Here is a 20,390-nt window from a genome sequence, read left to right on the forward strand (position 1 = left end):
ACGGTTTACCTGCCGCCGGCTGCATTGGGTTGTTCTGTCACCGCCGTGCGGCGGCAGATAAACGCTAACTGTTAGGCATTTCATGAGTGAACTACCAATGGCCGATGCGGCTCCCTTCAATACGAAGGATGACTTTCGCGCCAAGGCGGCTTCCCGTGGGTTGGTCGGTGCGGCCAACAACACGAAGTGGAACGAACTCATCTCGTTCATGCGAGCCCTCTCCGACTGGAGACCGTCGTACCGATCTAAGTCAGTGACCGGGCATATCTCCGGGTGGGACGCTGAGTGGTTCTACCATTTGCCGCTCCCATTTGCTTGCGTGCAGTGGTTGGATATCGGCTTGCATGAGCAGGTTTCAGTTGGCAGGCTTCTTCCTCCAAAGATTACAGATCACTCTGAACCAATTCTTTCCGAACTCCGGAAAATCGGGTTGGAGTTCGAAGTGCGTGGAGACGTGGTTCGCATATGGGGCTACTTGCCAAAATGCTATGAAGACTTTCCGCCCGCAAAGGCCTAACCACTCGCTCAACCGGACCCGCAACGGCATGCCACCTACGGGCCTCATTTCATTCTGGCCCTCCGGCGTCATGCCGTCGCAGGCCGGTTAGCTCAAACGTTAGGGGTTAAACAGTGGAAGACCCAATAGAGCTGCGCAAAGGCTTCGAACGTGCCGGACGCGCTGCAATTCGAGTCCAGCAAGAAGCCAACCGAGCAACCGGCGCTCCTATGCAAGACCGAGAAATTGAGGCTCGTAAATGGCTTCATGAGCTTGAAGAAGCAGATGCTTTGGCAGCAGCTTCTAAACGAGACCTACGAGAAGAAGAAACCTTGTCTATCGCGCGTCGTGCTTTGGCAAATTCAGAGCGGGCAAACAAAATCGCAATCAGCGCAATCGTGTTCGCAGTTATTTGCGCAATCATCAGCGCGGTGTTCACGTGAGCCCCCCTAACAATGCGCTCAAATCGTTCGCTTCGCTCACTGGGACCGCGTTCCGCGGCCCCTTAGCTTAATCGTTAGACCGCATGGACTCCGCCCGCGCAAACCTCGTCACCTTGCCATCGTTCTTCTTCGTTCTGAACGGCAGCGGGTGGATGAAGCTTGCGCCTGAGGCAGCAATGCATGCGTGTCGCGGTGCAACCGAAGCTGGGCTGGTTGTTGTTCGAGTTGAAGGCGGGATCTGGCAAAACCCAGGATTCGAGGCACGAGTCGATTGCATCTGGGACGGAATCGACCCGCCAGCCACAAGCAGCGAGACGTCGATCAACAATGGAAATGCCGCTGCCTTCATCGGCCAAGAAGCCCTGACTCACTCCGCGTTCGTGCTTACCTGCGCTCCACTAACTGGCTATCGCCACAGGACAAGCACGAATGCGGTCTAACCGGTCGCTCGAGTGGACCTCAACCGGCTGGCCGCACTCCGCTCAGCAGGTAATCATCGCTTCGTGCGGCCAGCCAGTTTCGGCCCCTCAGCTCCAACGTTAGGCTTTCATTTTCCACCACTTGGTTTATTCGTCATTTGGCGAGGCGTCACATGCGCATCAATGAGGCTGTAAGTAAATTCGAGCAACTCGTAGCGCGTGCGGGCTTTGCTGTCCTGCGCGAAGAAAGTCCACATGACTTTGGCTCGTCTGTCACTCGAATCCACAATGAAGATGCGGAGCTCAGGCTTGTTTGGGATGGAAGAGACGAATACCTGAACGTGCAGATTAGCCATGGACCACCAAAGGGCGAAAAGGCTGGATGGCTGGAGCTATGGGGGCTCAAATGCATAGCTGGCACGTTCATAGAAAGTCCAGACGCCGATGTGACGTTTATGTCCGCTGTTGAGTATGGCGTTGAGCTCATGTCGCCACGGCGTTCACCTCAATAGGCAAGCCGAAAGGTCTAGTATGGCAACGTTTGAAGCACCTCTCACCAGCCTAACAGGTCGTTCAACAGGGACGTCAATGCTCCGCATTGCCGCCCGTTAACTTTGGCGTTAGATTTCCTGAACTCCGCTATGCCACTCACTCAGCCGCTCAAGATGAGCGACTACCTGCATGATCGGCCAACGCCTTCTGGCGTCGACGTCCTCTGCAAGCTTCAGCATTTCGCGATCATCACTTATGCAGTCGATCCGAGGCGATTTGCTGGCTTGATGCCCGCGCGATTCGCATTGGATACGGTCGAGATCGACGGCTGCGAAAGAGCTCTCATCTCTGTTGTGCCCTTCATTGATGTCGATTTCACTTCTGCGGTATTCCCGTTCCCAAAGTTCACGATGGGGCAAACGAACTACCGCATCTACATCATCGACAGGCTGACGGGGGAGCGATGTGTATGGTTCCTGGGAACGACACTTGATTCCTGGACTCTGGTGGTTCCACACGTGCTCTGGAACTTGCCCTGGTTCGCCGGGAATGTTTTCTTTGACTGCGAGTTTGATGAGACGGCAGGGCGCTACGCTAGGTACAAGATGCAAACCAAGGCCCGATGGGCCCCAGCTGAGGTCGAGCTCAAGCAGGACGGTGATGAGGCACTGTGCTTCCCTGGGTTTCCCGATACTGAAACCGGTCTTGTGTATCTGACGCATCCACTTGCAGGCTTTTATCACCGGCGTGATGGGAAGTTGGGGACGTACCGGGTGTGGCACAAGCAACTGGTGGTGAGCGCGGCGAGACTCGAGTCAGCGCGCTTTGGTCTGCTCGACCGTATGGGCTTGGTTAGTGAGGCGGAACAGCAACTACCTCACAGTGTTCTAGTGGAGCCAATCAATGAGTTCACCATCTACCTTCCGCCGCAGATCGTGCGCCCGGAAATCTAACCTGTCGCTCGAGTGGACCTCCGCCAGCTGGCCGCGCTGCGCTGCCTGTATATTTTCAGCTCCGCGCGGCCAGCTGGCTGCGGCCCCTCAGCTCGAACGTTAGACCTCGAAAACTCCCGATGCCGCGCTACCTTGTCATTGCAGCTGCACTCGCTCTCGCGGTTGCCTTGGCGGCATTCCTGCTCGGCTCGGCATTCCCGCTTTTGCCCTCGCCGGTCCTTGCTGTCATTCTTCTGTTGTGCCCTTCGCACGCATTCTTCGCCGCTACTGCCGCCTGCTCGCCATTCGACGCATGCTCGTTCGAAATGCTCTTCTGGGTCGCAGCGGCAAACGTAGTGCTCTACACGTCACTTGCTGCCGTGCTGTGGGCCACTCGCCTGCGCTGGCGGAGCGCCCGATACGCGGTGTTCGGCATCGCCGCAAGCGCTTCGGGGTGGTGGGCATCACAGTGGGTCTAAACATTGCACCATCAAGGGCGAGGTCTAACCTTTCGCTCGATCCGACCCGCGACGGCAAGCCGCTGCAGGCCGTCATTTCATTCTCGGCCTTCTGCGTCCTGCCGTCGCGGTCGGCTCAGCTTCAACGTTAAGTCTCATGGAAGCAGTCTGCGCCTTTCGCCTACGTGATCGCTACTTCGTCTATCCGAACAAACGGACGACGGCTGGGCTATGGATTGCGCAGCCTGAGTTCAAGTGTCTGCCGCTCGACGCGACGCCAGAGTCACTGGGGCTCGTCATCTTGGCGGCGTTCGCTCAATCACATGGCGTCATTGCTCATCCAACTGATTGGTCTGCGCTTTCAAAGCCACGCTTAGCTGCCGCAGGCGTTCGGTCAGAGCGAGCATTCATGGTGGGGTCGAGGCTTGTTCAAGTTGAGCGCGGCGAGTGCTTCCGCTTTGAACCAACCCGCAATGGTGGCTCGAGCGGCGACCTACGCGGCTTTGCACGTATATCAGATGGGCTGGTCTCGCTTCCGCTCCACTCGCTTCCTGGCGCTGTAGGCGAAGCTTTTCTCAACGTCCTTGAGGAGTGCGCCGTTGAGACTTAACCTGTCATTGGAGCGGACCGCCTTCGGCGTCCGCTCACTTTCACGTTAGGTTTCAAACACACATTCGGAGTCCGCTTGGATAAGACCTGGAAGTCAGAAGAAGAGATCTCGGAAGCAATCAACTTGCTTCAGTGCCGAATTGATTCTCTCCAAGCAAAGAGCGTTGAACGCGACATTCGCGAGGACTCCGTAAACATCAGAGTTCTCGAATCGGCTTTCACAAATACCATTCGCGAAGTATTCGGCCCGAATTCCCATGAGTTCCACGAATATGGCCGCCTGGACATGTTTCGAGGCCCCCTTCGCGTAGGCATTACGAAGCCCGAGATCGTAGAAGCGCGTCTGAAAGGGCGCGAGTACATGGTCGCCATCTGTGCAGAGCTGATCGGTCGGCTGCAACAGAAAATTCAAATGCTTCGCCGCCGGGCAGCCTCCACGTCATTGCAACATGGAGAGTCATTGCACCCCCGCATCGCAGCTACGACTCAAGAACTCCTTGAAAACGGACACGCATGGGAAGCCGTCTTTGCGGCAAGCAAAGCCCTGGTCATCTATGTCAAAGAACTGTCAGGCCGTACAGACATAGATGGAGTGCCACTGATGCGAACGGTCTTCTCTAAGAACAATCCAGTTCTAAAGTTCAACGCCCTTGCAGACCAAACCGATCTGGATGAGCAGGAAGGAATGATGCATTTATATGAAGGTGCAGTTATGGCTCTGCGCAATCCAGGCGGACATGCCTTCCCTAACGGGCCAGACAAACGCGCGCTTCAATACATACAGCTTCTAAGCTTGCTCGCGTCTAGAGCAGAAGAAGCGGCAAAGTGAACGCCATGAAACCTAACCCTTCCATCGAGGGGATGCCCAACCGGCTGCGCCGGTCGGTCACCCCTCATGTCAAACGTTAGATGGCAAAGACGAACAGAGGAGGACTGCAACATGAGGAAGAGTCTTGGTGCGACGCTCATTGCACTTTTAGTAGCGGCAATCTGGGGGTACTTTGCAGACCTATCGGACGGCCAAGTAGGGTGGTTCATCGGTCGTCTGGTTTTCTGCGGATCCATCGCCTTTGTTGGCGCTCAGGTGAGTCAACGCCCCAAAGGAGAACGACAGCCGTGACGCCCTCAATGCCATCTAACCAGTTGCTCGATCGGACCCACGCCGGCATGCCGCTGCAGGCCATAATTTCATTCTTGGCCTTCCGCGTCCTGCCGGCGCGGTCCGCTCAGCGTCAGCGTTGAACGGCAGAGGCGTATGTCGAAGTTCAAGCATCACAAGTACTTCCCGAAAACGAAGGCTGAGCAGCAGTTCAGATTTCCGTTCGTGTGTTTTGCATGCCGCAAGTCGTTCAAATACCCGGTGAGCTTATTTAAACGAAATTGCCCGCAATGCCGTAGTCCTATGGAGATGCTCAGCCGAAAATTCGCTGCGCCGAAATCCAAAGACTTGGCGCAGTGGCAGAAAGTGAAGTATCTGGTGGATAGCGGGTTTCGCTTCTATTCGGTCTACCGGTCGGTTGAAGGCGGCGGCCAGATCGCCGTTCGCTACCCAGCGACCCTGCAGGAGGCGACGTCCTTTGTTCAAGAATTCGAAGCTCAGGCAGTGCGGCATGCCGTTCAACCCTTTGCTCCAGCGGACGGCTTCGCCGCCCGCTGAGCTCGAACGTTAGGCACTCACCATGCACTACCTAGCAAACTTGATACTCCCCGTTTTCGTTGCACTGGTTGTGGCGCTCACCAGCGACCCAGGGGAGTTGAGTCTTGCCTTGCTTGAGCGCAGGGCAGAAGCTTTGCTCTCTCTGTACGTGATGTTTGCTGCCCCCCATTGGGTGTGGGCTGGCATCGCTAGTCTCAGTGGTGCTGGCAAGTGGACTGTCGTCGGTGGCTTCGTAGGGCTTCACCTTTTGCTTGGTCTCGTATGGTTCTTGGTCGCGCAGTCAACCGAAGCACACGCGGCAAATGGTTGGTTTCTCTACCTACTCGGAGCCCCCGTTTTCATGGCGACGGGCGCGCTCACAGGACGTTTCATGGCTACGCGCAAATCACACCAACTGGCATAGCGCCTCAGTTCAATCAGTCATGACGAAGCTACAAGGCCATGCTTTGCTCACCAGCCTAACTGGGCGTTGAACGGCAGAAGGCACAGCTAAGTGAAATCGAGCGACCGTGATTTGAAGAAGAACTGGAAGTTGCGACAGCGTGAATTGGCGCGCGCGGCTTTTCCTGTGGCCGATTCAGTCCTTGAATCACTGTTTGACTTCGTCGAATCAAATGTGGACAGCCAGGGCTGCAATCACTCGCTACGCTTCACGACCCAATGGGTAAGTGAACACAAGCAACCCGAGAAATCAATTCTCGAGTGGCTTGCGGCCCATGGCGGCAATTGCGATTGCGAGGTGGTTGCCAATGCTGCAGATCACTGGGAGCAAAACCGCTAATGGCAACTGCCGTTCAACCCTTCATTGCAGCGGACCTACGCCAGCTTCGCTGGCTGGTCCGCTGAATTCGAACGTTAGCCATCAAATGCATCGACCAGCCTACGGCGAAGTCTTGGGACTGTGGGAGATCGAAGGATCGCTCAGGGATATCTACATCCCTCAGGTTGGCCTGTTCGACTGGAAGAAGCTTTTGGAGCTTTCGTCTCGATTCATCTGCACATACACGTTCGATGGCGCTACGTCCGCTCCGCCGGAAGTCGAATCCATCTTCTCGAATCGCGGCGGAAGTCATCTGCTTCGAGTGAATCTCGGAACCGTCACTGCCAACTGTCACTTCTTTGTGGTTTCAGAGATTGAGCTTGATCTAGACCCGAGAGAGATTCAAAGCCCAAAGGCGCACGGTGAGGTACTTTCCTTCATTGAGAGCCTGGCTGGCGCCGTCGGAAAGCAGGTGCTTCTGACGCCTGAGAACGGCGAGCGCATTCCATACCTTTCATTTGAGCCGATTGGGGGCAAATGGCATGCTTATGCTTGATGTAGTCGCTGGCGAGTTGATGGCTAACCGGTCGCTCGAGTGGACCTCCGCCAGTTGGCCGCGCTACGCTGCCTGTATATTTTCAGCTCCGCGCGGCCAGCTGGCCGCCGGCCCCTCAGCTCGAACGTTGGGCGTCACTTGGCTACACCGCTATTCGCGAGAGTCTGTTTTAGCTTTCCCGACGACAAGGTTGCCGGGAAAACAGAAACTTGCGGTCTGGAAGTTTTTTTGAAAATTGAATTGATGAGCAAACTGAAGTTACTACTGACCCTGGTGTTGATGGCCATCGTTGTAGCCGATTTACTTGTAGCTATGTTCTTTATCTATACAACTTGGAGGCGCCCACTTGATGGACACAAGACCAAAGACAAGCAGTGGTTGATCTCAACGATTGGCAAGCGAACCTACTACTCGATCGTCGGATTCTTGGCAGTTCAGCCTGCATTCCTTCTCTTCTATAAGTACGCGTAACTGTAGAGCGAAGGTTGAACTCAACCGAGATCGAAATTGCGATGCCTAACTGGTCGCTCGAGTGGACCTCCGCCAGCCGGCCCCGCTACGCTGCCTGTATATTTTCAGCTCCGCGCGGCCCGCTGGCTGCTGCCCCTCAGCTTCAACGTTAGGCCTCAGAACCCACCACCGATGCAGATCCGACGCTTCGTTCCCGGAGAAGAGGCCGCACTCTTCCAGATCTACTACTCCGCAATCCATCTAGTCGCCGTTCACGACTATGCGCAGGAGCAGATCGACGCATGGGCACCTTCGACCGTCGATCCAGAGCTCTGGGCCAGTCGCATTCGCGGAATCAACCCATTCGTGGCGGTGATCGAGGCCGAACCGGTTGGATACGCGGACGTTCAAGCCACGGGATACATCGACCACTTCTTTGTCTCCGGCAGGCATCCTCGGCGGGGTATCGGTGGGACCTTGATGAAGGCTCTTGAATCTGAGGCAAGACGCCTGCATCTGAAGGAACTAACCTCAGATGTCAGCCGCACCGCGCAACCCTTCTTCGAACACTTTGGCTTCGCCGTCGTCGAGAGGAGAGCACCTGTTGTACGCGATATCGTGGTTCCAAATGCCTTCATGCGCAAAGTTCTTTGAAGGCGGCGGATGCAACTGAGGCCTAACCCCTCGCGCAAGCGGAGCGCCAATGGCAGGCCACCAGGCCCAGGCCGGTGGTACGCTGTACATTCTCACCGGCCCGGGCCTGGCGTCCTGCCGTCGTCGCCCGCTTAGCTCGAACGTTAGGCCGCACAATCCACCGCCCCGCTTCTGGAAGCTGAAATTGCAATCCATTTCTCGCGCAACCGCTGCTGCCTCTCTTGGACACAGCCAGAGGGAGATTGCTCAAGAACTGGTGGATCGCGTATTCGACTCGATGCGACGAATGAACGTCCAAGCTGGGATCGTTCAGGACTACTTGACCCCTGAAGAGTGGCACCATCGCACAACAGAGGATGTCGAAGCTGATCTCGCCTATCTTGAAATTCACAGACCGGCGATCTTGGCTGCCCTATCCGGCTACTTGGCTGACGACTCACTTCGAACTCGCGAGATTGATTGGCTCTTTCTGAACTTGTTGACGTACGCGGAATACATAGCAACTGTGACTGAGATCCGCAAGAAGTTGCTTGGAATAGATGCGTACATCAAGAGCCCGCACCCGCCGAAAGCTGACCATACTCCTTCAATCTCCGCACTCGCGTCGCGACCTTGGCAGACTGTTATTGCCTCGGGCGCGACAGCGCTGTCCCTCATTGTTCATCCAGCCCTTGCAGTCGGAGTAGGGGCGCTCTCCCTCTACTGGTACATGAAGCGAAAGAGGAACATCGAGAAGATTGATTCCTTACTGACCGCCATGCTGCGGACCTACGCGTCCTTCAACACCGTGGACGTGAGTTGGTCGCATGTCAGCCGAGCTCTTGAGCAGTCGCGCCTCGAGGGCGCGGTGTGGGATGCATCGCTGTTCAAGCTAGCGGAAGCTCGGCAAGGTGTGACATAACCCATCGCTCAAGCGGAGCGCCAACGGCAAGCCACCAGGCCCGGTCTGGCGGTACGCGGTACATTTTCGCCAGCCCGGGCCTGGCGTCCTGCCGTCGTCGCCCGCTTAGCTCGAACGTTAGGAATCGCACTCCAAATGTCCGATCATCCAAGGCCGTAGGAACCCCAATGCCAGATCTAGCCATTGCATTCGCCGAGCTTCGCAAGATCCTGGCGCCCTACGCCGACATGCTTGCTGCCACCCGGGACGACGATCAAGAGTTGTATCTCGATACTCTTCACATTCAGAAGAACAAGAAGCCCTTGTTCTTCGGCGCCGTCCAGATCAAGAAGTCATACGTCAGTTTCCATCTCATGCCGGTGTACCTGAAACCTGAACTTCTGGGCTCAGCATCACCCGAACTCAAAGCCCGAATGCAAGGCAAGTCGTGCTTCAATTTCAGTGCGCCAGAGCCAGAAGTATTCAAGGAGCTTTCTCTGCTTGTGAAAGCCGGTTACGCGAGCTACAAGGAGCAGGGCTTTGTCCAGTAGCGCTTTCAAGTCAATGCAAGCGCGGCCTAACCGGTTGCTCGAGCGGACCTCCGCCAGCTGGCCGCGCTACGTTGCCTGGATGGTTTCAGCTCCACGCAGCCAGCTGGCTGCGGCTGCTCAGCTTCAACGTTAGAGCGCTCCATGCCAACTCCGACAGAGACCAACGCGTTCCCGGCTCATCTGGCCGCAGACGTAACGGCCGTGATCCCGGCGATCTCTGACTATCAGTTGCACCCTCCGGCTCAAGGCTTCACAGTCAATGTCCAAGGCGAGCAACTCCAGATTCCATACCGGGTTTACTACCGGCAGAGCCAGGTACTCAAGTGCGCCGGGAGACCGGGAGATCAGGGTCACATTGCACTCTGCCTTGGCACCAGGCACCACGATGGCTTGCTACGCGAGGAGTGCACAAAGCAGCTCATTGCCGTCGAACGACCATGGGTCGCGCCCTTCATCACACAACTGATCGGCGAGTACGTTGTCGAGATAGTTCAAGTCATTGAGCGAGAACTTCCGAAGTTGAATGCCCAGATGTATGGTGAGTATCTCAAGGACAACGCCGCTCTCCACGGAACGATAGGCCGTCGCGTTGTGAGCTACTGGAATGAGTACTATCGAAGCCAGTATCCAAAGCTAGAAGCCTATCCTGGCACCCATGTGCTCAATGAGTTCCGCGGTTTTGCCGAAAGCGCTCTAACTCTTTTTTCCAGCGGACCGCCTCCGGCGGCCGCTGAACTCAAGCGTTGGGCGTCTCAATAGTGATAGCGGAGCTGCGCAATCAGAAGAGCATCGCCTTCGACCTTGTAGACCACTCGATCTTCATCCGTAATGCGGCGAGACCAAAATCCCGCGAGCGCATGCTTGAGCGGCTCGGGCTTTCCAATGCCACTAAATGGGTCGCGGCGTATCTCTTGGACCAGCTTGTTGATACGTTCGACCATTTTGCGATCTTGTTTCTGCCAATAGAGATAGTCTTCCCAAGCTTCTTCGGCAAAAATCAACCTCACTTGGTCAGTTCCCGTTCAACGCCCTTGCCCGCACCCAGTTGGGCCACCGCCGACATCAATCGCTTAGCATTTGCTGGGTTGCGCAGCAGATACGCAGTCTCTTCCATGGCTTGAAAGTCCTCCAATGAAAGCATCACCACAGACTGGTCGCCGTTCCTCGTAATAATGAGCGCTTCATGATCATTGCAAACACGATCCATGGTGCTGGCCAAGTTGGCGCGCGCAGCCGAGTATGTAATAGCATCCATTGCGGGACTCCTTCTTTGTACAAGTTATTGTACATATTTAGTTCCGCCATGTCCATGGTTCGGGTCGAGACGCCCAACCAGTCGTTCGAGCCGACTCGCAAGGGCTGGTCTCTACAGGCCCCCATTTCATTCTGGGCCTTCCGCGGCCAGCCGCTGCTCGCGGCTCAACTTCGACGCTAGGCTGCACGGAAGAATTGAGTTATGACACGATTTGACGCTCTTGATCCGAGGGGGTAAGCATGTTCGTAGCGCATCTATTGGTCACAGCAATTCTTCTGCTGTGTGCGTTTGCATTCCGATTTGCTGGGGCTAGGCCGTTGCTCAATACGATTGACTATCGAACCATCGGCGATGCAGCGCAGTTCAATCGCTACGTTGGAACGCGGATGATTGTCCCTGCAGCAGTAGCGGCTTGCTGCGCTGCAGTCACCTACTGGAACCCGGTGCTTGGGGTGCCGCTGATCTTCGCAATTCCGCTTTCTGTCCTGTGCGTCGTCGTCTGGATTGGCATTGGCAGCAAGCGGTTCTCCGCTAGCCATGGCGGTCAAAGCAAGAGTGCAGCCTAACCAGTCGCTCGAGCCGACTCGCGTCGGCCGGCCGCCGCTCGCGACTCAGCTTCAACGTTAGACATCGTGCATGGAACAGACCGCTCTCTATTCAATGATCAGCGACGCCGGCTGTGTTGTTCTCATGTTTGAGGACCACCCGCAGTTCTTCGGAAACTGGCGTGCCATGGTCAGGCGGCATCAGAAGACCCTCGAAGTCGTAAGCGATCGCCGGGACGGGTGGCTTTCACTTTGGCTATATGAAAGTGGCAAGGGCGAAAAGCTTTTCGAGGTCGAATCGACGAGACTCGATCAAAGCCAGGAGCTGGCCCAAATCGCTGATTGGCTGGCGGACATTCCAAAATGAACACCCGGTCTAACCATTCATTGCAGCCGACCCAGGCCAGCTGTGCTGGCCGGTCTGCTGGCCTGAAACGTTAGGCATCGTCAGATTTCGACCGCGCCAATAGCTCCGCTTTCAATGAATATCGTCCTCAGCTCGCCCGATCGAACGCTCTTGTCGCTCACTCGCGAGGAGTTGGTTGGAATTTCGAATGCGCTAAACGAGGCATGCAATGGCGTTTACATCGGGGATGAGGAGTTCGAAGCTCGAATGGGCACGAGCCGAGAAGCACTTCGTTCGGTTCTTGCCGCACTGCTAGCCGGTCCGGATCCCTCGCGTCAGGTGCTGGAGCGAGCAGATGTCTGGTCAGATCACGGGGCGGTCATGGTGTGTTCGATCAACGCCTTTGGCGATCCAGTTGAAATGGGCGAATCGTCAGCGTTGGCTTTCTCCAAGCTGTTGCAAGTCGCAATCGAGGAGGCATCATGAGACAGAATCCGCTGCCTAACCCATCGCTCAACCGGACCCACAACGGCATGTCCGAGCACGCTGAATCCGCCGCGAAGCTTTGCCCAGAGTTGCAGGCGATCCTCCGCGCCGAACTGCAGGCGGGAAATGCTATCTCTGAGAGTTGGTCCGAATGGGGACTCGGAGTCCTTCTTCGGGACCCATTTCATCAAACGCACTATCACTCTGGGCGTATCGAGTATCGCGACCTGAATGACCCGCACTACTGGAAGGCCGAGTATTCGTGTCCAGAGCTGAAACAAATCGTCGGCTGTCGATTCTGACGTGCCATCCAACCTATTGCTCCAACCGACCCTTGCCAGCCACGCTGGCGCGGAAGGCTTAGCGCCGACGTTAGGCCAACTACAAACCCAGCACAAATTTAGGAGCCAACCATGAGTGAATTCAGTTCCCTAATAGGTATTGGCGCAGCACTCTGCGTTGGTGCAGCAAGCCCCGGCCCTAGCTTTGTTATGGTTGCTAGAACTGCTGCATCCGCCGGCAGGACGAACGGCTTAAACGCGGCCTTGGGCATGGGGCTTGGTGCATTGCTTTTTGCTGCTGCGTCGTTGCTCGGTTTAAATGCCCTCTTCCTGGCCGTACCTACGCTCTATGCTGCACTCAAAGTCGTAGGCGGCTTCTACCTAGCCTACATCGGCATTCAAATTTGGCGTGGCGCGTCGCAACAGCTTGATGTAAGCGACGCAAGGCTTGAAAGCGCTAAGCCACGCAAAGGCTATTTTTTGCTTGGTCTAGCAACACAAGTCAGCAACCCAAAAACAGCCATCGTCTATGCCAGTGTATTCGCAGCGTTCCTACCCGCCACGCCGACCATTCAATTCAACCTACTAGTTGTCGCTCTAGTTTTTCTCATCGAGGCTGGCTGGTATGCCATCGTTGCAACCGTGTTGTCGTCCGAAGCTCCACGCAGCGTATATCTCCGGTTCAAAAAATGGGTTGATCGCTCCGCCGGTAGCATCATGGGGGCGCTAGGGCTGAACCTGGCTGCATCAGCCACTCAACACTAAATGCAGCGCACGGATTCACATGTGAAGTGCAACACTCTGCCTTCGCGCGCGGGCCTAACTGGTATTTCAAGGGGCAATAATACTTCGCATCATTGCCACTTAACTTTGGAGTTAGGCCGCGCAAATCTCCTGCCAGATCCCAACCGCAGTGAGGCTATCATTTCCGGCTCGGTTCGGACATCACAGCAGCGCACCTCATACTGGAAACGACCATGCTAGATTGGATTGAATTGACGATTCGCCAGCGAATGGTTTGTGTACTTCTGTCACTACTTTTCGCGGCGGGCATAGCTGCTGATTTTTCCTCCAAACCAACGAGCCCGGCCTCAGCCCTTGAGGCAATCGCCCTAGTTCTATTCTTCGCATCTCTGCTGTCCAATCCGCACCTGGTCAGGGTCAAATTTAGCTTGGCTAGAAGTTACCCACAACAGTTCGCCGGCAAACCGTTCCCGGCAGCATGCAAGTCGCTACTAATCGCCGCGCTCGGAGCATTTGTCCTCAGTCGCGCCGTAAATGCGGTTTGGTAACTGCCACTACAGCTCGTGTCTACCTGCGCAGCTACGTGCGGCCTAGCCCCTCGCTCAACTTGACCCGCAACGGCGCGGCGCCTGCGGGCTTCATTTCATTCTGGCACTTCGTCGTCCTGCGGTCGTGAGCCGTTTATCTTCAACGTTAGGCCCTTCAATTGCGATTTGTCTTCTGGGGAGGATGCATGAACATGAACAACGTAGTACTTCGAGAGAGAGCTCTCTTGTCAATTGGCTTGCTCCTGGCGGCAATCGCGGGACTCGTCACGTTTAAAGCCGTTCCTGGATTCATGGACGTATTCCAATCCCTTGGCGTTGACTTGCCCATGCTGACTTTGTTGGCGCTGCAGTTCTATCCGGCGCTATTGGCTTTGCCGCTTCTTGTCCTTGCAGTGTGGTTTGCTTGGCCCCAAAAGGAGAAGCGTGGCCGCGTTGCTTTTGTTGTGGGTGCCGCAAGCCTTCTGTTGGTTCCGTTGCTGCTGGCAGCGGTGATGTATCTGCCCATCATGGGGCTTGGGTCGTAGCGTGCCAGGGCCTAACTGGTCGCTCGAGTTGACCTCTGCCAGCTAGCCGCGCTGCGCTGCCTGTATATTTTCAGCTCCATGCAGCCAGCTGGCTGCGGCCGCTCAGCTTCAACGTTAGCCCGCACAAACGGAGTTCGCTTCTTTGAACAAGCTGATCATCTTTCTCGCCATGTCTCTTCCTCTGGTCGCGCAGAGCGCTTGGATCGACTCGACCGGCAAGCAAATCCCTGACACAGAAAGCATGCGCAGTGTCGGCAGTTTTGGTGCGCAGGTAGTGCTCACGCCCGATGAAAGACAGTTTCGGCAGACGTGGAACTCAACCAAAGGAACTCCAAAGCTCATCTCCACCGACGCTGTTCGCCTTGGATCGTCGGTATCGGCAGTCATTCTCTTTCACGGTTGCGCACCAAGCGAAAAAGGAACCTGTGATGTCGTCTCTGAGTTCATTCTTGAAAATCCTGATGGAGTAGCGACCCCTGCAGGTGGTGGTGCGGTATGGTCCTTTGCCCCTATGCAGAGTGGCGTGATACAGCTCGGCCAAGCTAGCGTGACAATAGAGTTTGACAAGACCGATCCGGTGGGTAATTACAACGTTATCGCAAACGTCAAAGATAAAGTTTCCGGGCGCGCTCTTACCGTCATTGGAAAACTGAAGGTAGCGAAGTGAGTGCTGAGACAGTGCGGGCTAACCCTGCGGTCGAGCCGACTCGCAACGGCTGGTCACTCCAGGCCCCCATCTCATTCTGGGCCTTCCGTGCCCAGCCGCCGTTCGCAGCTCAAGTTGAACGTTAGGCCATCGAAAATACTACGGTTTCTCCGGCATGAAGATGAACAAATTACTTCCCAGCACGATGGCTTTCTGTGCGCTTTCCATACTATTGGTTCAGGGAAGCGAGGCTCAGGTTTACAAGTGGAAGGACGCGAACGGTCAGACACACTACTCTGAGAGAAGCGACGGCGCTGGCGTGAAGCCAACTGAGTTGAAGATCAAGGCGTCGCCCGCGGACTCCGCGCCAGCGGCCTCGACGCCACAGCTACGCTGGAAAGAGCAAGCGAGACCGTCGCAGGGCGACCAAGCGGCGACGCCAAAGCAACCACCTCGGCCGCCCAAGTCTCTGTCAAACGGCAGAGAAGACGGAACTGACGTATCGCGTTGTGCCTTGGCTCGAGACGTACTAAGCGGCGCTGTGAGGCACCCCAACGGTGCGAAGACTGATAAACATGATCTAGAAGTCGCAGAGAGCGATGTTCGACTGTTCTGTCGCTAAAGGCCTGCTCCGGCCTAACCATTCCATCGAGGGGACAAACAACGGCGGTCCGGGTCTCGGCTCGTTACGCAGGCTGGTGCCGCCGTCGCTTGCCCCTCATGTCAAACGTTAGGCGTCACCAAAGACATCGAGATCGCCGGTCTTCGTGCTTCCGGCCGACTTGTTCGGCTCACCCGAAATTGCCTACCCGCAATAGAACTACTCTCACTTACATCAAGGCAGACAAAGAATGCAGAACGAGCAACCTGTGGTGGTCGTGGATATCCAGATGAAGTTCTGGTCCATGGTCATTTTCTTGATTAAGCTAGCCTTCGCGTCAATTCCCGCGGCCATCGTGCTCGGCCTCGTCTGGGCAGGACTCCCACTTCTTCTTCGGCAAGCCTTCGTGTTCGTTAGTTAGCACGAGATTCCCGCACTGCTGAGATTCTCAACAATGCTGCCCGCTCGTCCTCGCCAAGCATCGCAAACCTGCCACCAAGGTGACGCCTAACCCCTCGTTGAACTACTGGACCCGCTACGGCGGGCTGTCTTGGCCCGGCCTGGGGTACGCGGCACATTTTCCCAGACCGGGCCAAGCCGTCCCGCCGCTTCGGGCCGGTTAACTCGAACGTTCAGCCGCGATCCATGCTTAAGCGCTCCACCTCCATAGTGCCTTGGCTTGCCCTTGCCTTCGCTGGCTGCGCACAAGTGGCCCCAACGCCGCCCCATCCGGTTGTCGGCAAGTGGCGTTGGATTTCGGATGCCACCCAATGCTCAGAGATCTATGACTTTCGAGAGAACCGCACCCTCGCAATCCAGAGCGGGTTGGAACGGTCTGATGCCAAGTACACGATCTCTGCAGCACCAAATCAGGCTGGGTTCTACTCCCTCAACGTCACCGTGACCCATGATTACGGTGGCGTTGGTTGCGGAGGAGATGATGGAGATAGCAGCGGTGATTCAAGTGATCTCTTTCTCGCGTTTCACACCTCTCGCAGAGAGATGATCATCTGTCGAGAGCAGAGTCTTGATAGGTGCTTTGGCCCTCTGAGCCCGTACTCTTGATGAAGGTGCGGCTTAACCTCTCGGTCAAAGGGGCTTGCCTGAGGCAAGCCCACTACCTCAAACGTTGCGCAGAAAACATGAACACCCGTCACTACTTTTCATGCGCCGCATTGAGGACTTCAATTGTCCTCACGGCAATTGGCGTCTTCAAAGGGGCGGCGGTGTTGGTCGGGTTGGCAACCGCAATCAAACTGATTGCCTTCATCGTCACTGGAAAGAAGATTTGCGGTTAGCAGAGGCAGCAGCGGCTATGTATTCACCTTCCCGATGCCGGAGTATTTTCCTGACCGTCACCCTGTGTTGCGTGGCTGATGCTTGCCGGTAGGCCAGCGGGCGCGTTCAGACTGGCTCAGAAGCCCAGCTCGCGCCACAGCAGCACCAGGGCGGCGCGGGCATAGCGCAACCCCGGCGCCTCCCACTCGCCCTCGATCAGCACCTGGCCGCGCCAGCTGTGCGCGGCCATGCTGGGCGGCGGGGCCGATGCCTGCAGCACGACGCGGTAGACCGCATGCTCGGGAATGTGCTGGCCTTGCTGGTCGCGCGTGGCAATCGAGCCGCCCTGGGCCAGACTCAGCTCGGCGCCCGGCAGCTGGCGGGTGGCATCACGGTCGATGGCCAGCACCTGCATTGCGATGGCCGGGCCTTCGAGGCCATCGGTCCGGAAGCGTCCTTGGTTGCCGATTGCGATGCGGCGCACCGCCTCCTCGTCAAGCCAGGTCTCCACCTGCCAGGCTTGCGGATTGACCAGCAGGGCCAGGCGCTCGCGCCGGGCCACCCATGTGCCAGTCTGCAGCTCCGGGTTGATGTCGCGCAGCACGCCGTTGAAGGGCGCCAGCGGTCGGTACTGGGCCAACTCTGCCTGCAGATTGGCCAGCTCGGCCCGGGCTGTGTCTTCCTCCTGCTGCAGCAGGCCGAGATTGCGGCGCTGCTCCTGATCCACGCCGGCCAAGCTGGCCTGCCAACGCAGCCGTTCCAGCCGTGCCTTTGCTTTTTGTTGGCGCAGCTGCAGTTCGGGCGAGTCCAACTCCAGCAGCAGCTGGCCGGCCGCCACCGGCGCGCCCTCGGTCCAAGGCAGGTTTTGCAGCCGCGCCCCGGCCGGCGCATACAGGGCCATCACCTGAGTTGGCTTGAGCAGGCCCGAACTCGTCTGTCGCTGCGGCCAAGGCAGTATCAAGGCCAGCAGCAGCAGGCCCAGCAGAAGGAGCGGGCGGCGCCAGGCACTCGCCCATGCAGCCCAGGATGAGGCCTTGTCTGCTGCGCCTGCCCGCTGGCGCAGCAGGGCCGGCCACAGCTTGATCTCGCGCCACAGCGGCAGGGCGACGAACCAGAGCAGCTCCAGCACAAAGAGCAGCACCCCGACCGCTTTGATGAAGAAGCCGTAGACCAGCACGGCGATGCCGAGAAAGACCACCAGTCGGTACAACCAGGTGGCGTAAGCGAACAGGATCAGGCCGCGCCGGCGCTGCCGGCTGAAGGTCTCGGGCGGCGGCAGACCCAGTTTGAACAGGCGCTCGCGCAGCTGCCAGCGCGCCAGCGCGAAAGCTCGGCCGTGCAGATTGGGCATGTCGAGCGCGTCGGACAGGAGGAAGTAGCCGTCAAAGCGCATGAAGGGGCTGCTGTTGATGGCCACCGTGGCCAGCCAGGTCGTGGTGGCCAGCATGAAGGCGGCGGAGCGCAGCCCACCGTCTGGCAGCAGGCTCCAGGCCAGGGTGGCCCAGACGGCGATCAGCAGCTCGGTGGCGATGCCGGCACCGGCCACGGCCAGGCGCTGCCTGGCGTCGCGCAGCTTCCAGACTTCGTTGGTGTCCGTGTAGGCCATGGGCCAGAGCACCAGAAAGGCCAGGCCCATGGTGGGCACCCGGCAGCCATAGCGCTTGGCGGTGAAGGCATGGCCCAGCTCGTGCATCAGCTTGGCGCCGCTGAGGGCCAGGCCGTAGCCGAGCAGGCCGCCCCAGGAAAAGGTGTCGACCAGGGTGGCCGAGAAGCGGCCCCAGTCGCGGTAGACCTCGACTAGGCCGATCAGCAGGGCCAGCAGGCTGAGCCGGGCAAAGGCGCGGCTGTACAGCGGCGCCACCCAGGGCAGGGCGCGGTCCAGCCAGCGGTCCGGCCGGGCCAGTGGGATGCGGAAGAACAAATAGTGGTGCAGCAGCCAGGTCCAGGCATTGCCGCGTGCGCGCTGCAGGCGCGCCGCCAGCTGCTGGGCGCTGTCGGCGGCGCGCGGCTGCACCAGTTGGTTGTCGATCAGGAACTGGGCGAAGGCCTGCACATCGTCGGCCTGCGGGCGCAGCGTGGTGCAGGCCTGTACATCGTCGGCAATCCGTTGCAGGTCATCGAGCGCCCAGCGGCGGAGGATCTCGAAGCTCAGCCAGTCGATGCGGAAGAACTGGTGACGCACCGGATCCTGCAAGGTCCAGCTGGGTTGACCGTCGGCCAGATCGGGTCCGGGGTGCAGGGCCAGTTCCTCGCGCAGCAGCGGCAGCCTGGGCGTGCCGCCCGGCCGGGGTGGCTCGAGCCGCAGTGGCGCTGCCATCGAGTCCGACGTCGGCCTCAAGGCGGAGCTGTGGTTCAGCATGCGCTCACCAGCCCAGCACCTGGCGCAGCAGGGCCAGTGGGCGGCGCAGCACCCAGTAGATCAGCGGCACCCGTTCGCCGGACAGCTTGGCCGTGCCCTTGAGACCGACCCGGTGCTCGGTGGCCTGGTCGAGCCGGGCGCGCACCCGGTAGGCATAGCGTCCGTCCGGCCGCTGCACCGCTTCGAAGGCCATGTAGCGCAGCTTGGCCTCAATGGCCTGCAGCGGGCTGGCGTTCAGGTAAAGGCGGACTTCGGCCTGCTCGGGCAGCGGGATGGCATCGCCGAGGTCCAGCCAGGCTTCCAGCTCGACGTCGCCGGCCCGCGCCAGCCGCATGATGCGTTCGCCGGTCGAGACCGGCCGGCCTATCCATTCGCTGGGGTCGTCGAAGAGCACGATGCCGTCTTCCGGCGCCAGCACATGAGCGCGCTCCAATTGCCCTTGCAAATACTCGGCCTCCGCCCGGCGCTCTTCCACCTTACCCATCAGCGGCGCCAGCTGGGCCTTGTAGCGGGGGTCGGAGACGGCCAGCTGGGCTGCTTGGCGGTACTCGGCTTCGGAGCCGGCCAGCGATTGCCGGGCCACCTCCAGCCGAGCTTGCAGGGCCGCGTCGTCGAAGCGGAACAGCGGCTGGCCGGCTTTCACTGCCTCGTTCGGCTTGACCTGGAAACTGCCGAGCACACCCTCCAGCGGCGCGCGGATGACGGCCGGCCGGGCCGGCACCAGCTCACCCGGCGCCAGCACGCTGAGCCGCACCGGCAGCATCGCCACCCCGGCCGCCAGCAGCAGCCAGCGCAGCCGCGGGCGGCGCCACCAGGCGCGCGGCGCTTCGGCCGCTTCTTGTTGCTTGCCGCCAGTCAAGCGGTGCCACCAGCCGCCCTCGGTACGCGGACCGGCTGCGCGCCAGGCATGCGTCCAGATGGCCGCCCATTCCAGCAGACTGGCTTGTTCCTCAGCCGACCAGGCTGGCTCACGCAGCAGCAGCAGACCGCCCTGGCCGTCCAGCAGCGGCAACCACAGGCCTTGGGCCGGCAGCCAGTCGGCCCACTCGCTGGCCAGCTCAGGCGGCAGTGACTCGGCCGTGACCGCGCTCGGCTCGTCACCGGGCTGTGCGGCCAGATGGCCGCACAGCCGCGCCAGATAGTGCACATAGGGCGCGTTGGCCTCGATCTGCACGACCCCGGACAGGGCGCGCACGCCGCCCTCGCGCAGCCACAGCGCGCTCTGCCGGTAGGTCGCCAGCTGCAGGCTGTCGTTGACGGCCAGAAAGCCCAGCACCGCGCGGCTGCCTGCCTGCCGGGCTCGGCGTGCCAGCTCCAGCAGGCGCGCCGCCGAACTGGCATCCGACGCAGGTCCTCCCTCAGCTGCCGTCATGCCGGAGTGGATGCGCCATCGGCGTCAGCCTGTTCAATGATGGGCTGC

At 58.5% G+C, this 20,390-nt stretch carries 29 protein-coding genes; 23 read left to right on the forward strand and 6 right to left on the reverse strand.

Annotated elements, in window-relative coordinates:
• The coding region (locus AABB87_RS22010) for a hypothetical protein (RefSeq protein WP_341973511.1) at positions 1–210 on the reverse strand (210 nt) is incomplete at its 3' end.
• Between AABB87_RS22010 and AABB87_RS22015 the strand changes: the two genes are divergently transcribed.
• The 3 genes from AABB87_RS22015 to AABB87_RS22025 all read left to right on the forward strand — a co-directional run bounded on the left by AABB87_RS22015 (position 161) and on the right by AABB87_RS22025 (position 1,379).
• Positions 161–517 (forward strand): DUF6678 family protein, encoded by a 357-nt coding sequence (locus AABB87_RS22015; protein ID WP_341973504.1) that lies wholly within the window; start codon positions 161–163, stop codon positions 515–517. The genes AABB87_RS22010 and AABB87_RS22015 overlap by 50 nt on opposite strands.
• 113 nt (positions 518–630) lie before the next feature.
• Positions 631–939, forward strand: a complete 309-nt coding sequence (locus AABB87_RS22020; protein WP_341973459.1) for a hypothetical protein — start codon at positions 631–633, stop codon at positions 937–939.
• Positions 940–1,022: 83 nt separating this feature from the next.
• Positions 1,023–1,379 (forward strand): colicin immunity protein, encoded by a 357-nt coding sequence (locus AABB87_RS22025; RefSeq protein WP_341973461.1) that lies wholly within the window; start codon positions 1,023–1,025, stop codon positions 1,377–1,379.
• A 107-nt stretch (positions 1,380–1,486) separates the two neighbouring features.
• Here AABB87_RS22025 and AABB87_RS22030 read toward each other — a convergent pair whose 3' ends face one another.
• Complete coding sequence (locus AABB87_RS22030; RefSeq protein WP_341973462.1) at positions 1,487–1,714, reverse strand: hypothetical protein; 228 nt, start codon at positions 1,712–1,714, stop codon at positions 1,487–1,489.
• A 309-nt stretch (positions 1,715–2,023) separates the two neighbouring features.
• Between AABB87_RS22030 and AABB87_RS22035 the strand changes: the two genes are divergently transcribed.
• The 11 genes from AABB87_RS22035 to AABB87_RS22085 all read left to right on the forward strand — a co-directional run bounded on the left by AABB87_RS22035 (position 2,024) and on the right by AABB87_RS22085 (position 10,116).
• Positions 2,024–2,803: a DUF2071 domain-containing protein gene (locus tag AABB87_RS22035; protein ID WP_341973463.1), complete on the forward strand. Its 780-nt coding sequence runs from the start codon at positions 2,024–2,026 to the stop codon at positions 2,801–2,803.
• Positions 2,804–2,922: 119 nt separating this feature from the next.
• Positions 2,923–3,261: a hypothetical protein gene (locus AABB87_RS22040; protein WP_341973464.1), complete on the forward strand. Its 339-nt coding sequence runs from the start codon at positions 2,923–2,925 to the stop codon at positions 3,259–3,261.
• Between the two features lie 664 nt (positions 3,262–3,925).
• Positions 3,926–4,678, forward strand: coding sequence for a TIGR02391 family protein (locus AABB87_RS22045; RefSeq protein ID WP_341973465.1), 753 nt, complete (start codon positions 3,926–3,928; stop codon positions 4,676–4,678).
• Positions 4,679–5,104: 426 nt separating this feature from the next.
• On the forward strand, positions 5,105–5,506 hold the full coding sequence (locus AABB87_RS22050) for a hypothetical protein (protein WP_341973466.1): 402 nt from the start codon (positions 5,105–5,107) through the stop codon (positions 5,504–5,506).
• A 493-nt stretch (positions 5,507–5,999) separates the two neighbouring features.
• The gene (locus AABB87_RS22055) at positions 6,000–6,287 is read left to right on the forward strand and encodes a DUF2695 domain-containing protein (RefSeq protein ID WP_341973467.1); all 288 of its coding nucleotides are present in this window, start codon (positions 6,000–6,002) and stop codon (positions 6,285–6,287) included.
• The gene (locus tag AABB87_RS22060; protein ID WP_341973468.1) at positions 6,256–6,822 is read left to right on the forward strand and encodes a hypothetical protein; all 567 of its coding nucleotides are present in this window, start codon (positions 6,256–6,258) and stop codon (positions 6,820–6,822) included. Before AABB87_RS22055 ends, AABB87_RS22060 begins: the two co-directional genes overlap by 32 nt.
• A 243-nt stretch (positions 6,823–7,065) precedes the next feature.
• Entirely contained in the window at positions 7,066–7,293 is a 228-nt protein-coding gene (locus AABB87_RS22065; protein WP_341973469.1) for a hypothetical protein, read from the forward strand.
• 171 nt (positions 7,294–7,464) lie between these two features.
• Entirely contained in the window at positions 7,465–7,926 is a 462-nt protein-coding gene (locus AABB87_RS22070; protein ID WP_341973470.1) for a GNAT family N-acetyltransferase, read from the forward strand.
• A 49-nt stretch (positions 7,927–7,975) separates the two neighbouring features.
• Positions 7,976–8,827, forward strand: a complete 852-nt coding sequence (locus AABB87_RS22075; RefSeq protein WP_341973472.1) for a hypothetical protein — start codon at positions 7,976–7,978, stop codon at positions 8,825–8,827.
• A gap of 167 nt (positions 8,828–8,994) precedes the next feature.
• Positions 8,995–9,357, forward strand: coding sequence for a hypothetical protein (locus AABB87_RS22080; RefSeq protein ID WP_341973473.1), 363 nt, complete (start codon positions 8,995–8,997; stop codon positions 9,355–9,357).
• A gap of 141 nt (positions 9,358–9,498) precedes the next feature.
• Positions 9,499–10,116, forward strand: coding sequence for a hypothetical protein (locus tag AABB87_RS22085; RefSeq protein WP_341973474.1), 618 nt, complete (start codon positions 9,499–9,501; stop codon positions 10,114–10,116).
• Here AABB87_RS22085 and AABB87_RS22090 read toward each other — a convergent pair.
• Together AABB87_RS22090 and AABB87_RS22095 are read right to left on the reverse strand one after the other, a co-directional pair.
• Positions 10,110–10,364, reverse strand: coding sequence for a Txe/YoeB family addiction module toxin (locus AABB87_RS22090; protein ID WP_341973476.1), 255 nt, complete (start codon positions 10,362–10,364; stop codon positions 10,110–10,112). The genes AABB87_RS22085 and AABB87_RS22090 overlap by 7 nt on opposite strands.
• The gene (locus AABB87_RS22095; RefSeq protein ID WP_341973477.1) at positions 10,361–10,612 is read right to left on the reverse strand and encodes a type II toxin-antitoxin system Phd/YefM family antitoxin; all 252 of its coding nucleotides are present in this window, start codon (positions 10,610–10,612) and stop codon (positions 10,361–10,363) included. The genes AABB87_RS22090 and AABB87_RS22095 overlap by 4 nt, the downstream gene beginning before the upstream one ends.
• Before the next feature lie 239 nt (positions 10,613–10,851).
• Between AABB87_RS22095 and AABB87_RS22100 the strand changes: the two genes are divergently transcribed.
• The 9 genes from AABB87_RS22100 (at position 10,852) to AABB87_RS22135 (ending at position 16,631) form a co-directional block, all read left to right on the forward strand.
• Positions 10,852–11,178: a hypothetical protein gene (locus AABB87_RS22100; protein ID WP_341973478.1), complete on the forward strand. Its 327-nt coding sequence runs from the start codon at positions 10,852–10,854 to the stop codon at positions 11,176–11,178.
• A gap of 70 nt (positions 11,179–11,248) precedes the next feature.
• The gene (locus AABB87_RS22105; RefSeq protein WP_341973479.1) at positions 11,249–11,524 is read left to right on the forward strand and encodes a hypothetical protein; all 276 of its coding nucleotides are present in this window, start codon (positions 11,249–11,251) and stop codon (positions 11,522–11,524) included.
• Between the two features lie 114 nt (positions 11,525–11,638).
• The gene (locus AABB87_RS22110) at positions 11,639–11,989 is read left to right on the forward strand and encodes a hypothetical protein (protein ID WP_341973480.1); all 351 of its coding nucleotides are present in this window, start codon (positions 11,639–11,641) and stop codon (positions 11,987–11,989) included.
• Positions 11,986–12,291 (forward strand): hypothetical protein, encoded by a 306-nt coding sequence (locus tag AABB87_RS22115; RefSeq protein ID WP_341973481.1) that lies wholly within the window; start codon positions 11,986–11,988, stop codon positions 12,289–12,291. Before AABB87_RS22110 ends, AABB87_RS22115 begins: the two co-directional genes overlap by 4 nt.
• Before the next feature lie 111 nt (positions 12,292–12,402).
• Positions 12,403–13,035 (forward strand): LysE family translocator, encoded by a 633-nt coding sequence (locus AABB87_RS22120; RefSeq protein WP_341973482.1) that lies wholly within the window; start codon positions 12,403–12,405, stop codon positions 13,033–13,035.
• 712 nt (positions 13,036–13,747) lie between these two features.
• Complete coding sequence (locus tag AABB87_RS22125) at positions 13,748–14,086, forward strand: hypothetical protein (RefSeq protein ID WP_341973483.1); 339 nt, start codon at positions 13,748–13,750, stop codon at positions 14,084–14,086.
• A gap of 142 nt (positions 14,087–14,228) precedes the next feature.
• Positions 14,229–14,753 carry a hypothetical protein gene (locus AABB87_RS22130; protein ID WP_341973484.1) on the forward strand — a complete coding sequence of 175 codons (525 nt, stop codon included), beginning with the start codon at positions 14,229–14,231 and terminating at the stop codon, positions 14,751–14,753.
• A gap of 184 nt (positions 14,754–14,937) precedes the next feature.
• On the forward strand, positions 14,938–15,354 hold the full coding sequence (locus AABB87_RS23140; RefSeq protein WP_445944901.1) for a DUF4124 domain-containing protein: 417 nt from the start codon (positions 14,938–14,940) through the stop codon (positions 15,352–15,354).
• Positions 15,355–16,475: 1,121 nt separating this feature from the next.
• Positions 16,476–16,631: a hypothetical protein gene (locus AABB87_RS22135; RefSeq protein ID WP_341973485.1), complete on the forward strand. Its 156-nt coding sequence runs from the start codon at positions 16,476–16,478 to the stop codon at positions 16,629–16,631.
• Positions 16,632–16,747: 116 nt separating this feature from the next.
• On the opposite strand, the gene AABB87_RS22140 is transcribed toward AABB87_RS22135, so the two are convergent.
• On the reverse strand, positions 16,748–18,970 hold the full coding sequence (locus tag AABB87_RS22140) for an HlyD family efflux transporter periplasmic adaptor subunit (protein WP_341973486.1): 2,223 nt from the start codon (positions 18,968–18,970) through the stop codon (positions 16,748–16,750).
• A gap of 4 nt (positions 18,971–18,974) precedes the next feature.
• A complete protein-coding gene (locus AABB87_RS22145) occupies positions 18,975–20,342 on the reverse strand; it encodes an efflux RND transporter periplasmic adaptor subunit (protein ID WP_341973487.1) in 1,368 nt (455 codons plus the stop codon).
• Positions 20,343–20,390 lie beyond the last annotated feature (48 nt).

This window comes from Roseateles sp. PN1 (genome assembly GCF_038419725.1).
In the GTDB taxonomy this organism is placed as follows: Bacteria; Pseudomonadota; Gammaproteobacteria; order Burkholderiales; family Burkholderiaceae_C; genus Paucibacter_A.

What these genes read in the sequence shown, in the direction of transcription:
- AABB87_RS22025 (WP_341973461.1), top strand. Translation starts at nt 1,023, where the DNA reads ATGGACTCCGCCCGCGCAAACCTCGTCACCTTGCCATCGTTCTTCTTC.
- AABB87_RS22030 (WP_341973462.1), bottom strand. Translation starts at nt 1,714, where the DNA reads ATGGCTAATCTGCACGTTCAGGTATTCGTCTCTTCCATCCCAAACAAG.
- AABB87_RS22035 (WP_341973463.1), top strand. Translation starts at nt 2,024, where the DNA reads ATGAGCGACTACCTGCATGATCGGCCAACGCCTTCTGGCGTCGACGTC.
- AABB87_RS22040 (WP_341973464.1), top strand. Translation starts at nt 2,923, where the DNA reads ATGCCGCGCTACCTTGTCATTGCAGCTGCACTCGCTCTCGCGGTTGCC.
- AABB87_RS22050 (WP_341973466.1), top strand. Translation starts at nt 5,105, where the DNA reads ATGTCGAAGTTCAAGCATCACAAGTACTTCCCGAAAACGAAGGCTGAG.
- AABB87_RS22060 (WP_341973468.1), top strand. Translation starts at nt 6,256, where the DNA reads ATGCTGCAGATCACTGGGAGCAAAACCGCTAATGGCAACTGCCGTTCA.
- AABB87_RS22065 (WP_341973469.1), top strand. Translation starts at nt 7,066, where the DNA reads ATGAGCAAACTGAAGTTACTACTGACCCTGGTGTTGATGGCCATCGTT.
- AABB87_RS22070 (WP_341973470.1), top strand. Translation starts at nt 7,465, where the DNA reads ATGCAGATCCGACGCTTCGTTCCCGGAGAAGAGGCCGCACTCTTCCAG.
- AABB87_RS22075 (WP_341973472.1), top strand. Translation starts at nt 7,976, where the DNA reads ATGGCAGGCCACCAGGCCCAGGCCGGTGGTACGCTGTACATTCTCACC.
- AABB87_RS22080 (WP_341973473.1), top strand. Translation starts at nt 8,995, where the DNA reads ATGCCAGATCTAGCCATTGCATTCGCCGAGCTTCGCAAGATCCTGGCG.
- AABB87_RS22085 (WP_341973474.1), top strand. Translation starts at nt 9,499, where the DNA reads ATGCCAACTCCGACAGAGACCAACGCGTTCCCGGCTCATCTGGCCGCA.
- AABB87_RS22095 (WP_341973477.1), bottom strand. Translation starts at nt 10,612, where the DNA reads ATGGATGCTATTACATACTCGGCTGCGCGCGCCAACTTGGCCAGCACC.
- AABB87_RS22100 (WP_341973478.1), top strand. Translation starts at nt 10,852, where the DNA reads ATGTTCGTAGCGCATCTATTGGTCACAGCAATTCTTCTGCTGTGTGCG.
- AABB87_RS22105 (WP_341973479.1), top strand. Translation starts at nt 11,249, where the DNA reads ATGGAACAGACCGCTCTCTATTCAATGATCAGCGACGCCGGCTGTGTT.
- AABB87_RS22110 (WP_341973480.1), top strand. Translation starts at nt 11,639, where the DNA reads ATGAATATCGTCCTCAGCTCGCCCGATCGAACGCTCTTGTCGCTCACT.
- AABB87_RS22115 (WP_341973481.1), top strand. Translation starts at nt 11,986, where the DNA reads ATGAGACAGAATCCGCTGCCTAACCCATCGCTCAACCGGACCCACAAC.
- AABB87_RS22120 (WP_341973482.1), top strand. Translation starts at nt 12,403, where the DNA reads ATGAGTGAATTCAGTTCCCTAATAGGTATTGGCGCAGCACTCTGCGTT.
- AABB87_RS22125 (WP_341973483.1), top strand. Translation starts at nt 13,748, where the DNA reads ATGAACATGAACAACGTAGTACTTCGAGAGAGAGCTCTCTTGTCAATT.
- AABB87_RS23140 (WP_445944901.1), top strand. Translation starts at nt 14,938, where the DNA reads ATGGCTTTCTGTGCGCTTTCCATACTATTGGTTCAGGGAAGCGAGGCT.
- AABB87_RS22135 (WP_341973485.1), top strand. Translation starts at nt 16,476, where the DNA reads ATGAACACCCGTCACTACTTTTCATGCGCCGCATTGAGGACTTCAATT.
- AABB87_RS22140 (WP_341973486.1), bottom strand. Translation starts at nt 18,970, where the DNA reads ATGCTGAACCACAGCTCCGCCTTGAGGCCGACGTCGGACTCGATGGCA.
- AABB87_RS22145 (WP_341973487.1), bottom strand. Translation starts at nt 20,342, where the DNA reads ATGACGGCAGCTGAGGGAGGACCTGCGTCGGATGCCAGTTCGGCGGCG.